Consider the following 12,528-nt stretch of genomic DNA (forward strand, 5'->3'; position numbering starts at 1 on the left):
GGCAGGCGCGGCGCATCCCCCGTGAGAGCTACCCGGACCGTCCCTGTGCGGGTGATTCGCGGATGCCGGCGGATTTCTAGCGTGGTCGTCAGGTCGGTCGCCGTCGGGGTGGCCGTCCCTGCAGGGAGGTCACGATGAGCACGCCGTCCGCCGCGCAGCACGGCGCAGGGTCCCGCCCGGACGAGGGCGGTGGCGGCCGGGGTGGTCGTCTCGGCCGGATCGTCCGCGCTCCGCTCGGCTGGATGCTGACCGGGATGGTGGGCGTGGGCCTGGTCTCGAGGCTGACCGCGACGGGTCCCGGGCCGGTGCCGGTTCTTGGCGCGGTCGCGGCGGTCGCCGTGTACTGGGTGGTGATGCGCCGGGTCGCGGGACGCTCCACGCCGGAGATCGCCCGGCAGGGGGCCGGCCGGGAGGCGCTGTTCGGCGGTGCGGTCGGCCTGGGCTTCGTCCTGGTCTCCGCCCTCCTGATCATGGTGTTGGGGGGGCTACTCGTTCTCCTGGGCGGGCAACGGTTTCTTCTCCGTCGTCTGGTCCGCGGCGATGGTGCAGGCCGGCGCCGCGGTCACCGAGGAGCTGATGTTCCGCGGTTTCGCCCTCCAGGCCCTGGAACAGCGGTGGGGCAGCCGGGCTGCCATCGTGATCACCGGGCTGTTCTTCGGCGTCGCCCACCTGGGTGCTCCGGGAGCCAGTGTGTGGAGCGCGCTCGCCATCGCCCTGGAGGCTGGTGTGATGCTCGGCGTCGCGTTCCTGTGGCGGCGTACCATCTGGTTCGTCGCGGGTCTGCACTTCGCGTGGAACACTGCTGAGCAACTGCTCGGCATCCCGGTCTCCGGACACACTCTCGAGGGCTTGTTCACGGTCGACTCCCACGGTTCTGCCCTGCTCAGCGGCGGCACGTTCGGTCTGGAGGCGTCGATCGTGCCCGTCCTCATCGGTGTGCTGCTCACCGTCCGGATGTTCGTCGTCGCCGGCCGCAGCGGTGGTCTGCGGCGCCGGCGTCTCGTCCAGCACTGAGACGGGCCGGCTCTCGGGGCACCGGCTGATTGAAGGAAGAGGCAAGCGATGTTCCATCAGGGCCTGTTGCGGGCACCGTGGTTGAGGGTACCGCTCGAACGGTGGAAGGAGCAGGACGCCTTCCTCAAGGATGGAGTCCTCGCGCTGGCGCTCACCCTGCTGGCCTTCGTGCCGACCCTGTCGGCCATCGGGGCGCAGATCGGCGATCTGCCCGAGCGGCCGGTGAGCGCGCCGGGTGTCGGGCTGGTCCTGGCGCAGACCCTGCCGCTGGCGGCCCGTCGCCGCTGGCCCGCGGGCTGTCTGACTGTCGTCGCCGTCGCGTTCGCCGTGCACCAGGCGCTGGGCTTCGCGACGACGTTCGGCAGCATGGGGCTGTATCTGGCGCTGTACTCGGCCGGAGCCCACCAGGTCCGCTTCCGCCGGGGTCTGGCGGGCGTGGCGAGTGCGGGGTATGTGGTGCTGGCCGTCGTCCTGCACCGGCTCGGGTCCCCGCAGGACGTGACGGACTATCTCGCGTTCTATCTGATGCTGGCCGCGGTCCGGCTGGTGGGCAGCGGTGTGCGCAAGCGGCACGGGGAAGAGGCGGAACGCCGGCGGCTGGCCGCCGGGGCGGCCACGGCCGCCGAGCGGGCGCGGATCGCCCGGGAACTGCACGACGTGGTCACCCACCATGTGACGGCCATGGTGGTGCAGGCGGACGCGGCGCAGTTCCTGATCACATCCGCGCCTGAACGGGCCGCTACGGGGATGGCCTCCGTCAGCGACACCGGCCGCCGGGCCCTGACGGAACTGCGGTATCTGCTCGGGGTGCTGGAGGCGACCGGCGAGTCCACGACCTCCGGGGCCGTGACCGGCGGCCCCACAACCGGCGGCCCCGCCCATGAGGGCTCCTCGCACGGGAGCCGGGGACCCGCCCTCGGCAGGGTGGGAGACCTCGTCGAGCAGGCCCGCAGGTCGGGTCAGCCGGTGGAGTTCAGCGAGCAAGGTGAGCGGCGGCCCCGGAGCGTGGACGTGGAGTTGGCCGCGTACCGGGTGGTACAGGAAGGGCTCACCAACGCGATGAAGTACGCGACCGGGCAGCCGACACGGGTCCTGCTCCGGCACGGCGAGGAGCGCGTCGAGATCGGGGTGACCACCGACGGCCCTGTCCCCGCCCCCATCCCCGGCACCTCACCGGCGCCCGTTCCGGCTCCCCGCGAGCCGGGCTCCAAGGGCGGACGAGGGCTGGCCGGGCTGCGTGCCCGGGTGCGGATGCTCGATGGTGAACTGGTGGCGGGACCCCGGACCGGGGGCGGGTTCGAGGTTCGTGCCACTATTCCGTCCGAGCCTGAACCCGAGCCCGTTCGAGAGTGACCGGAGCGACCCCGTGAGCGATGCGCCCCCACCGATCCGTCTGCTCGTCTGCGACGACCAGGAACTGGTGCGGACCGGCTACGTCACCATCTTCTCGGCTCAGCCCGACATGGAGGTCGTCGGCGAGGCCGAGAACGGGCACGCGGCGGTGGAGGCCGCGCGGCTGCTGCGCCCCGACGTGGTCGTGATGGACATCCGGATGCCCCTGCTCGACGGCATCCAGGCGACCCGGCAACTGGCCGGCCCCGGCGCCGGGGAACCACCGAAGGTGCTGGTCGTCACCACGTTCAACGTCGACGCCCATGTCTACGACGCGCTGCGCGCCGGAGCCAGCGGCTTCCTCCTCAAGGACGCGCCGCCCGCGGAACTGGTGAACGGCATCCGGACCGTCGCCCGGGGCGAGGCCCTGCTCGCGCCCGCCGTCACCCGCCACCTCATCGGCCACTACGCCGAACACCTGCGCCCCGCCGCGTCCTCCCGGCCGGCCAGGCAGGACGTCGTACGCGCGCTGACGCCCCGTGAACTGGAGGTGCTCCGGCAGATGGCCGAGGGGCTGTCGAACGCGGAGATAGCGGCGCAGCTGTACATCACCCCCGAGACGGTCAAGACCTATGTCTCGCGGATTCTGGCCAAGCTCGCCCTGCGCGACCGGGTCCAGGCGGTCGTCCTCGCCTACCGGGTCGGACTGGCGTCCGGAACACCGTGAACCGGCGGGCCGGACCGGCACCCCATCCGCACCCGCACCCGCACTCGCACTCGCGAAGCACAGTCACCGGCTCAGCACGGATCCATCGACTGATGTGCGGCGGTGAGCCCGGCTGCTGGTCGATCGACACCTTCTTGCAGAGCGGGCCGCCGCCCCCGCGCCCCGGGCTTCGGCGGCGGGCGGTCCGCAGCACGGCCGCCTCACAAGGTGATCTGGTACGGGCAGCGCCGCAGAGCGCGGCCAGCGGGCCGAGCGGAACAGCCGCTCCCGGCCCAGGAGAGCCGGGACAGCGGTCCGGACCCGTAGCAGCAGACTCGCGCGCCACCCGGCCCCGCCCGTGACGAGCTGAACCACGGCGTCCAAAGTCCGGCGACGGTCTGCCGGGCGATGCCGTTCGGGGCGATCACCATCCTCGCCCTGGCGCGCCCGAGCCAGGGCGAGGATGGTGTGCTGGTGGTGGCCGCCCAGCCGGTACACGTACGGCTCGACCAACACCGAAGAACCTTGGGAGATCTGCGCGCCGTGCATACGGATTTCTCCGGGGTGTCGTGCACGGCAGTGAACCGGGCGCGCAGCCAGTCCAGATCGTTCAGGTTCTCGAACTCCGCCCGATCGCGGGCGTTTTGGCGGGCGAAGACGATGCCGCGGTGGGCCCCGGGCGCTGACCTTCGGGTGCCGAGCCCCACCTGGAGGTGAGGCGGGAAGCTCCCGCCGGTCGGAGGTATCGCTGTGATTGTCCGACTGGTGGGCGGCCCGCTCGCCGGTCGCGTGCTGAAGACCGCCAGCGCCCCTGGGCCGGGGGTGGATCACGGCCGGTGACGCGGACGGGTGCCCGCATGTCCCAGTGAGAACTGTGCATCGTGAAGTTGCTGGTCACGGGTCCGGCGTGCGCGGGGTTCGGGATGCTCGTGCTGGTCGTGGGTGGATGACTTCGGTGAAGATCATCGGTCACCGGGACACTTCGCGGTTCGTGAGGACGAGCAGGGCCCTGACCAGGGCGGTCGCCCAGGTCGGGTCGGTGCGGACTTTGCCGAGCAGGCGCCAGTTTTTGAGGTGGGCGAAACCGTGCTCCAACGGTGACCGGACCGCTGCCAGTGCGGTGTTCGACAGCTTCTGTCCTCGTGTCAGGGGCCGGTTCCGGGCGGCCTGGTAACCTGTGATCACTGCGGGGCCGGTGCCGGGGCCGCTGTCGTCGAGCCCGACGAAGCTCAGGTCGGCGATCGCCCCGAGACCGGCCGCCCGCAGTTTGGCGGTGAGCTGGTCGTGTCGACAGGCGATGATTTCCGAGGTCTGTCCGGGCCGGGCCGCCGAGATCCAGAGCAGCCGGCCGCGATCGTCGGTGAGCGCGATCACGAGCAGGCCATGGCATTTGCTCTTGCCGGCGTCGTTCTTCCGGTTATCTTTGCCGGAGCGCCGGCGGGTGCGGATCGGCGTGCCGTCCAGCAGCACCATCCCGCCACGCCCCACCGGGTCACAGCGGTGCGGTGTGTCCCGTTGCCACCGGCCAGATCACCCGGCCGCCGGTCACAGCGCAGTTCGGCCAGCAGGAGGGCGGGGGTCCGTCCCGGAGGCAGGGCCCGCCACCGTGACCTGATCTTCTTCAGGTGGCCGAGGAGCAGGCCGACGAGCCAGTTCAGGGCGGCACTCGACAGCGGCAGGCGGGCAGTGCAGACAAGGCCGTCAGGGTCCTCGACGGGATGGTTGTTTTTCTTCACACCAAACTCAACTGCCGCCGGGGGGGGAACGCCAGTTACGCCACATCGGCGCCCGCCTTCCTACGTCTGGGAGCGTGCGGCGAACCTGCCGTCAGGACGCTTGTGCAGCCAGCCGCGGTCGGCGAGCTTGGTCATCTTCGCCCGCAACGGTTCCAGCCTCCCGCGCACCGTCACCTCAAGGCCCAGCCCCTCTCGCCGACGGCCCTGACCTGCACCGGGCCGTCGCCAGCCCGCAGGATCGCCACGATTTTGCGGTAGTCAGCGGGCAGCGCGGCCATATCGCTCGTCCCGCCGCGGTGCGGGATCAGCAAAACCGCCCGTCCCGCCACCCGGGCCGTCGCCCCGACGGCGGCCCGGGTGGCGGGACGGGCTCGGCGATCACCAACTCCTCCCGCTCGGCCTGGACCTCCGCCAGCTGATTGGCCAACTCCTTGTCGAGCGTGTCCAGTTCATTCCGGCGAGCCGTGATCCGCTCCAGCTCCAGCAATCCCCACGCCCTCCCCGCGCTCTCCCTGCACCGGCCCGGTCAGGGATCGTAGGAGGGGCACGGCGGTCGGCGCAGCAGAACCCGACAACGGCCCTGGCGACAGGTCAGACGATCTTCACCATGGACACCCGCCGACGGCTTCGAGGAGGCCATCGATGCCCATGCCCAGGACCTCGCGATCTGCTGTGAAGTCGGGGACCGGCACGGTGAAACCCGGGCGCTCAACAACCTCGCGCTCGCCCAGGACGAGATGCGCCAATCGCGTGGGCTGCGGGCACTGTGGCGAAAGCTGACACACAGACGTTGAAAGCCCGAGAACGGTCCCTCTCCAGCCTGTCGACGGCACCGAGCCGCGTTCACAGCCGGCGAGAACCTGCGCCACATCCTTCTCCAACTCCACGATCCACTCATCGTTGAGCCGCGCGCCGGCGAACCTGGCGGCCGGGAGTTCTCACGCCCGCTCGGTGACCAGTACGCCGACTGAGCGATCGGCCCCTCAGCGCGCGCCCGTCACGCCCGCGGGCCATGCCCGGCAAAGGCCAGGGAGCACCTCCGGGCTGCGGGGAGACACTCGCTCTGTCTCCGCTGCTGGGCAAGCGCTGGTTACTTGATCTCTGCGCTGTCGCAGCCGGAACGGCGTGTTCGGTGTCGATGCCGTCAGCCGCGGTGGGCTCCTCCGGGAACCCGAGGCCGAGGCGGCAGATGACCTCCACGAGTTCAGCGTGGTGGGGTTCATTGCGCCTGCCGGTGTCACGGAGTTCGAACTGAAGGTGTCAATCGGTGTTCTTGGCCCAGAGGAACGAGCCGTCGTTGCTGGCCACGGTCACCGGGCAGTGAGGGCCGGTAGTCTTCCCCGCGTCCGAGGTACCTCCCGCCCCGGGTGACGCGGCAAAAGCCGTGCCGGTGTACGTCGCGGGCGCGGCCAGCAGGCCCCAGGAACAGAACGGCAGCCGATGCTGTGGTGCTCGTGCCCAGGCGTCGCCTGCTCGTGCGCATGGTTGTTCTCTACGAACTCTCGGCAGACGGGGCACTGTCCCGGTTTCTCCGCCCGGAACGGTCATCCTCGTTCGCACACCGAGTGTGAACCGGCCGTGCGTAGGCAGTCGCTGAAGGCTATGTCACCAGCCGGTCGTCGCAGGGCTGATCGGTGCCCAAGTCAACTTACGATCACTCGAAAGGCATTCCCAATGTGGGCCCGGCGCGCTCGCCGATCGTTCAGCGCTGATTCAGACGGACTGAAAAGGTTGGAATATCAGCTGAGCGCTTGAATCTCGGTCGCTAGCCTCTCCTGGCTGGCCGCCCACGACGACAATAGGGCTAGACGGTCCGCGGTCGCCGTGCCGGCGGGCGCGGTATAGACGTTCAGGAGCAGGCCGGGTTCGGCAGGCAGATCCATCGACTCGACGTCCAGGTCGAGTCGTCCCACTACCGGATGGTGCACACGCTTGCGTCCGGACCGGTGGAGCCGAACGTCCTGAGATGCCCACCGCTGCCGAAACAGTTCACTGCGTGTTGATAATTCACCGACTAGGGCGATCAGTTCCTCGTCGTGCGGATTGCGGCCAGTTTCCATGCGTAGCTTCGCGGCCACATCACAGGCGATTCGGTCATAGTCGACGAAGAACGTTTTTGCCGGCTCGGGATCTAGATACACGAACCGCGCGGTGTTCGCCGGCCGTCGCGTGTCGGCCAGCACCGGTGAATACAGCGCGCGGGCGAGTTGATTCATGGCCAGCACGTCATAACGGCCGTTGCAAATCCAAGCCGGCGCATCGGTGATGGCGTCGAGTACCTGCTGAAGCGCCGGACGCACCGTCACAGCGGGTCGCCGGCGGCGTGGACCGCCGGGCGCCCTGGACTGCCGCGCAAGGTGGAACAGGTGATCGTGCTCGGCCTCGTCAAGTTGCAAGGCAGAGGCCAGCGCGTCGAGCACCCCGTCGGAGGCGCCGGTGAGGCTGCCGCGCTCCATACGCACGTAGTAGTCGACCGATACCCCTGCTAGTAGAGCTACCTCTTCGCGACGCAGACCCTTGACCCGGCGGTTGCCGCCATAGGCGGGCAGTCCGGCCCGCTCGGGCGCGATCCGCGCGCGACGCGAGCTCAGGAATTCCTTGATCTCAGTGCGCAGAGCGATCGTGGCCACCCCTTCACCATAGGCCCTGTCCGCAGGCGAAGGGAGGTTCTGCTGGTACCCCGACTGCTACGCACCCCCTCACAGGCGGCATGTGCCCAGCGTCGTAGCAGGAAAGGCCCGCGCCGACGCCTAGGTACCTGATGCGGTCGTGGCGATGCCGCCGTCGATCGGGATGATGGTGCCCGTGAGGTAAGACCCGGCCCGGCTGGCGAGGAACACGGCGATACCTGCCATGTCGTCGTCGTGGCCGAGCCGGCGCAGAGGGGCCTTTGCCGCGATCGTGTCGCCGATGGCATCGAGCGTGGACGCCATCATCTGCGACGGGAACGGTCCTGGGGCTACCGCGTTCACCGTGACGTGCTGTGGGCCCAGTTCTCTGGCAAGCACTCTGGTGAGTTGATGGAGTGCCGCTTTGCTGCTGGCGTACGAGTAGTTGGGCGACTCGGCGACGTGGATGGCGGCGATACTGCCGATGTTGATGATCCGCGCGGGATCATCGGCGGTGCCCGCCCTGCGCAGTGCGGGGAGCAGCGTCTGCACCAGCCAGAACGGCGACTTGAGGTTGAGGTCGATCACTGCGTCCCAGGCTTCGTTCGGGAACGTCTCCAGCGGTTCGCGCCACATCGCTCCCGCGTTGTTGACGAGGATGTCCAGGCGTTCCGAGTCGGCCTTGACAAGATCAGCGAGGCGCTGACACTCGTCGTACCTGGACAGGTCGGCGGGGATCGCTTGAACGTCGCCGAATTCGGACAGTAGATGCTGTGCCACCGCGCACGTGTCTTCCTTGCGTGAGCTGATAATGACGCGGGCGCCCGCCTGGAGAAGGCCGCGCGCTATCATCATCCCAATGCCTCTGGTGCCGCCAGTGACAAGTGCGTACTTCCCACTCAGATCGAAAAGGTCTGCGTGAGTGGTGAACTGGTTGTCCGTCATTGGTCTTCGTTCCTTCTGCCGTGGAAGCATGTGCTGACACGGTCGCGCGTCCGGTGCAGCTGAATTGAACTGATGGGGGGTAAAGCCGCAGTGCGTGTCCATGGAGTGTTGTCGGCGTTTTCGTTCAGGGCGCCTGGGACGGGTTTTCGGGCGGCCGCCGTGCGCGCCTCCTGTGGATCCATTATTTCTCCCCTGTGTAGCTGGGAGCCGACTCAAACAGGTTGACAGGCGTCCTGGACCTCTGGGAGACCCTGGTGATACAGGTACTGTGAGAGCCAGCCCTGCCTGGTGCGCTGGCTCACGCTGCCACAATCCCCTCCTGGAGGCGCTGCGGGTGGAGCCGGTGCTGATGGCGGAGGTGGCCGCGTACGTGTCCCTGGATACGGCGGGCCGGTGGCGGCATCCGGTGCGATGGTTGCGGCTGCGGAGCGACGTTGCCCTGGGCGACGTGCCGTTGTTCATTTCGGGCAACGACCCCGCCGCGGACTGAGCAGTTCACCGTGGCGGCGGGGCGCGGGCATGGTGGTGTTCCGTGCGGCCCGTGCCGGCAGGCCGTAGCGTTTCAGCCTTTCGGACAGGCCGGCCGGGTTACGGGTTCGACCCGGGGTGTGTACCGGCAGAAGGTACCCGGTCCCGCCCGCGCCACGGTGACGTGACGCGTTGTGCTGGAGCTGTTCCTGGATGAGGTGGGCGAGCTTGGGCGGGAGCACGACAGGGTGACGGCTGATGGTCAGGTAGGTGTGGCCGTTGTCGTGGTGGATCTGGCCGGCTGTGAGAGTTCAACGATCCGCGTCAGCTGGAGGGCGTAGCGACGGACCAGGGCGCCGACGACGCGGACGTCCAGCAGGGGCGACGCGTCGCCCAGGCAGCGGCGCAGTTCGGCATGGTGGACCTCCTCGACCTGGAAATTGCCGGGAAACCGGCTGGGCGGGTGCTCGATCACCAGGCCGGCGGTGACCAGCAGACCGCGCACGTAGGCGGTGGCGTGCCGCTGGGGCGAGGCGTCCAGGGCTTCGTGATCGAGACCACCGGGCCGGAGTAGCAGGGGCCGCACATCGGGCCCATCGGCCAGAAGATCCCGACGGCCCGGGTGCGGGCACACAAACTGTACGGGCGGGTTCACGAGCTGCACCTCGCCGTGGAAATGGAAACGGTGGCCGACCCGGCATACGTGTCACGCGCACTACCGCGCCGCGGGGGCCGTACCTACCCGCGGTAGGACCGGCCGTGCTTGCTGCTGACCGCCGGTGGCATGGATCGCCGCATTCGCGGGCGAGTCACTTCGTGGTGCCCAGGACTCGGCCGGTCTCCTTCACCAGGAGCGGACCGGACCTGTTGCACAGCGTCTCCGTCGCAGTCGTCCGCGATCCGGCGCACGCCGAAACAACTCGGGAGACCGAACGGGCCTGCGTAGGCCTGCGCCGGGCGGGTGGGACGACTGTCCCTGAACAACACCCACGCCGCGCATCACCTCCGCCCGCCAGGGGGCCAAGCATCGCCAGTCGGACCTTCGGAAGCGCTGCAAGGGAAAGTCAGGCTTCTGCCGGGACCGGTTCGGAGGGGCTGTCGTCGTGTTCTTCGGGGATGCGCGGCTGTGGTGTGCCGGTACGGAGGACTTCGTTGACGCGTGCGGTGTCGAGCAGGTGTTCCCAGCGTGCGACGACGAGGGTGGCGACACTGTTGCCGGCCAGGTTGGTGAGTGCACGGCACTCCGACATGAACTTGTCGATACCGAAGATCAACATGATGCCGGCGGCGGGAACAGTGCCCACACTGGACAGAGTTGCGGCAAGGGCGATGAAGCCCGCCCCTGTGATCCCACCGGAACCCTTCGAGGTCAGGATCATGACGGCGAGGAGACCGAGTTGCTGTCCGATACTCAGCGGCGTGTCGGTCGCCTGGGCGATGTAGACGGCGGCCAGGGAGAGGTAGATCGAACTGCCGTCCAGGTTGAAGGAGTAGCCCGTGGGGACGGTCAGGCCAACGATGTCGCGACGGATGCCGAGCCCTTCGAGCTTGGTCATGAGCCGGGGCAGAGCGCTCTCCGAAGACGACGTTCCGAGCACGAGCAGGAACTCCTCGCGCAGGTACCGCAGCAGATGGAAGATGTTGACCTTCATCACGGCGAGGACGGAACCGAGGATGACGATCACGAAAAACGCGGAGGTGCCGTAGAAGAGTGCAATGAGCTGGCTGAGGCTGGTGAGCGTGGAGACGCCGTACTTTCCGATGGTGAAAGCCATGGCGCCGAAAGCTCCGACCGGGGCTGCCAGCATGACGTAGTGCAAGACCTTGAAGGCAACTGCACTCAGGCGGTTCACACCGTCCACGATCGGTTCGCCGATGGGGCCTACCGCCTTGAGGGCGATTCCGAAGAGCACTGAGAAGAAGATGACCTGGAGAATGTTGCCCTCTGCGAAGGCGCCCACGGCGCTGGTGGGAACCAGGTCGGTCAGGAAGTGCCACCAGCTCTGGCCCTCCCCGTCCTTGACGTACTGCGCGGCGTCACCTTCGAGGTCAAGGCTGCCTGGTTGTGCGTGGACTCCCGCGCCGGGCTGAAAGACATTGACCGCGATCAGGCCCACGAGCAGGGCGGCCAGGGTGCCTGCCTGGAAGTAGAGAAGTGACTTCAGGCCCACGCGGCCGACCCGGCCGAGGCTGTCGACGCTGCCGATGCCTGCCACGATCGTGAGGAAGACGATCGGAGTGATGAGCATCTTGATGGCGGCGACGAAGGTAGTGCCAACCGGTTCCAGGGCGACACCTGCCGAGGGCCACATCCAACCGGTGAGGATGCCGGAGACGATCGCGGTCAGTACCCAGAAGTAGAGCTGCTTGTACCAGGGCTTGGACGGGGTTTCGGCCGGAGCCGGGGTGGAGGACACAGGTGCTGCCATGGCGTTTCTCCTCGTTGAGGAACGGGCGCAGCCGGGACGCGGGGCGGTCCCACCCGGCGAGGGCGGGCCGCAGGGGCAGGCGCGGCTCGGGAGCGGACAGAGCGGCTGTCCAGCCGGAAGGTGTGCCGGACCGCCGGGCGATGTCGTCCGCACCACCCGCGGCCGCGGGAAAAGCACTCAGCGGAACGCCCTGCGGGGCGGGCATGGGCCCGTGCAGGCGCCACCACCCGTCAGAGAAGTTCGAGCAGCTTGTCGGTCAGCTCTGCGGTCGTGGCGGTACCGCCCAGGTCAGGTGTACGGATGTCGGTCCTCCCCAGCACTGCCGCAGTGGCATCGGTGATGTCCGTGGCCGCTTCGGCGTGGCCGAGATGGTCGAGCATCATCGCCGCCGACCAGATGGCCCCCAGGGGGTTGGCGATACCGCGGCCTGCGATGTCGGGTGCGGAACCGTGCACCGGCTCGAACATTGACGGGAAATCGCGCTCGGGGTTGAGGTTGGCGGCCGGGGCGATTCCGATGGAGCCCGCGATGGCGGCGGCCAGATCACTGAGGATGTCGCCGAAGAGGTTGGAGGCGACGACCACGTCGAAGCGGGCCGGGTCGAGCACGAACTTGGCCGCGAGCGCGTCAATGTGCTCCTGGTCCCGGGTGACCTGAGGATAGGCGGTACCCCTCTCGGCGACCAGCTCGTCCCAGAACGGCATGGTGTGCACGATGCCGTTCGACTTGGTGGCCGAGGTGAGCTTCCCGCCCCGCCGTGCGGCAAGCGCGTAGGCGTAGTCCAGCACCCGGGTCACCCCGGCTCGCGTGAACACGGCCTCCTGCACGGCCATCTCCTCCGGGAAGCCGCGGTTGAGGCGCCCGCCGATCTCGCTGTACTCGCCCTCGACGTTCTCGCGTACGACGACGAAGTCGACATCCCCATGCACCGCCCCGCGCACCGGACTGTCGATGCCCTCGAAGACACGGATCGGGCGCAGATTGACGTACTGGCGAAAGGCGCGCCGGATGGGGATCAGCAGCCCCCACAGCGAGACATGGTCCGGCACGCCCGGATATCCGACCGCGCCGAGCAGGATCGCGTCCTTGTCGCGCAGCTGGTCGAGGCCGTCGGCGGGCATCATCGCGCCCTCGCGCAGATAGCGCTCGCAGGACCAGTCGTCGTACGAGGTGTAGGAGAAGCCGAAACCGTACCGGCGTCCGACGACGTCGAGGACCTGCTGCGCGGGGGGCAGAACCTCGGTTCCTATGCCGTCGCCAGGGATCAGGGCAATGCGGTGGTTCGTCAT

General features: G+C 68.6%; 12 protein-coding genes. 4 read left to right on the plus strand and 8 right to left on the minus strand.

Going from position 1 to position 12,528, the window contains the following annotated elements:
- Nucleotides 1-540 precede the first annotated feature (540 nt).
- The 3 genes from ACFTZC_RS08625 to ACFTZC_RS08635 are packed head-to-tail and all read left to right on the plus strand — an operon-like array spanning nt 541 to nt 3,073.
- Nucleotides 541-1,014: a CPBP family intramembrane glutamic endopeptidase gene (locus ACFTZC_RS08625; RefSeq protein ID WP_382888026.1), complete on the plus strand. Its 474-nt coding sequence runs from the start codon at nt 541-543 to the stop codon at nt 1,012-1,014.
- Nucleotides 1,015-1,062: 48 nt separating this feature from the next.
- Nucleotides 1,063-2,367, plus strand: coding sequence for a sensor histidine kinase (locus ACFTZC_RS08630; RefSeq protein WP_382888027.1), 1,305 nt, complete (start codon nt 1,063-1,065; stop codon nt 2,365-2,367).
- Between the two features lie 13 nt (nt 2,368-2,380).
- Nucleotides 2,381-3,073 carry a response regulator gene (locus ACFTZC_RS08635; RefSeq protein ID WP_382888028.1) on the plus strand — a complete coding sequence of 231 codons (693 nt, stop codon included), beginning with the start codon at nt 2,381-2,383 and terminating at the stop codon, nt 3,071-3,073.
- Between the two features lie 948 nt (nt 3,074-4,021).
- Here the strand turns inward: ACFTZC_RS08635 and ACFTZC_RS08640 are convergent.
- The 5 genes from ACFTZC_RS08640 to ACFTZC_RS08660 all read right to left on the minus strand — a co-directional run bounded on the left by ACFTZC_RS08640 (nt 4,022) and on the right by ACFTZC_RS08660 (nt 8,342).
- Nucleotides 4,022-4,525: a transposase family protein gene (locus tag ACFTZC_RS08640; RefSeq protein ID WP_382888029.1), complete on the minus strand. Its 504-nt coding sequence runs from the start codon at nt 4,523-4,525 to the stop codon at nt 4,022-4,024.
- 567 nt (nt 4,526-5,092) lie between these two features.
- Complete coding sequence (locus ACFTZC_RS08645; protein ID WP_382888030.1) at nt 5,093-5,275, minus strand: hypothetical protein; 183 nt, start codon at nt 5,273-5,275, stop codon at nt 5,093-5,095.
- 115 nt (nt 5,276-5,390) lie between these two features.
- The gene (locus ACFTZC_RS08650) at nt 5,391-5,675 is read right to left on the minus strand and encodes a hypothetical protein (RefSeq protein ID WP_382888031.1); all 285 of its coding nucleotides are present in this window, start codon (nt 5,673-5,675) and stop codon (nt 5,391-5,393) included.
- 852 nt (nt 5,676-6,527) lie between these two features.
- On the minus strand, nt 6,528-7,418 hold the full coding sequence (locus ACFTZC_RS08655) for a helix-turn-helix transcriptional regulator (RefSeq protein ID WP_382888032.1): 891 nt from the start codon (nt 7,416-7,418) through the stop codon (nt 6,528-6,530).
- 120 nt (nt 7,419-7,538) lie between these two features.
- Nucleotides 7,539-8,342 (minus strand): SDR family oxidoreductase, encoded by an 804-nt coding sequence (locus ACFTZC_RS08660; protein ID WP_382888033.1) that lies wholly within the window; start codon nt 8,340-8,342, stop codon nt 7,539-7,541.
- A gap of 334 nt (nt 8,343-8,676) precedes the next feature.
- Here ACFTZC_RS08660 and ACFTZC_RS08665 point away from each other — a divergent pair, with 334 nt between their 5' ends.
- On the plus strand, nt 8,677-8,832 hold the full coding sequence (locus ACFTZC_RS08665; RefSeq protein ID WP_382888034.1) for an ATP-dependent DNA ligase: 156 nt from the start codon (nt 8,677-8,679) through the stop codon (nt 8,830-8,832).
- Nucleotides 8,833-9,072: 240 nt separating this feature from the next.
- Here ACFTZC_RS08665 and ACFTZC_RS08670 read toward each other — a convergent pair whose 3' ends face one another.
- The 3 genes from ACFTZC_RS08670 to ACFTZC_RS08680 all read right to left on the minus strand — a co-directional run bounded on the left by ACFTZC_RS08670 (nt 9,073) and on the right by ACFTZC_RS08680 (nt 12,528).
- Complete coding sequence (locus tag ACFTZC_RS08670; RefSeq protein ID WP_382888035.1) at nt 9,073-9,396, minus strand: hypothetical protein; 324 nt, start codon at nt 9,394-9,396, stop codon at nt 9,073-9,075.
- 478 nt (nt 9,397-9,874) lie between these two features.
- Nucleotides 9,875-11,239, minus strand: a complete 1,365-nt coding sequence (gene dctA, locus ACFTZC_RS08675) for a C4-dicarboxylate transporter DctA (RefSeq protein ID WP_382888036.1) — start codon at nt 11,237-11,239, stop codon at nt 9,875-9,877.
- A gap of 230 nt (nt 11,240-11,469) precedes the next feature.
- Entirely contained in the window at nt 11,470-12,528 is a 1,059-nt protein-coding gene (locus tag ACFTZC_RS08680; protein ID WP_382888037.1) for a tartrate dehydrogenase, read from the minus strand.

Origin of the sequence: Streptomyces sp. NPDC056987, from assembly GCF_042673865.1 — a bacterium.
Lineage (GTDB): Bacteria > Actinomycetota > Actinomycetes > Streptomycetales > Streptomycetaceae > Streptomyces.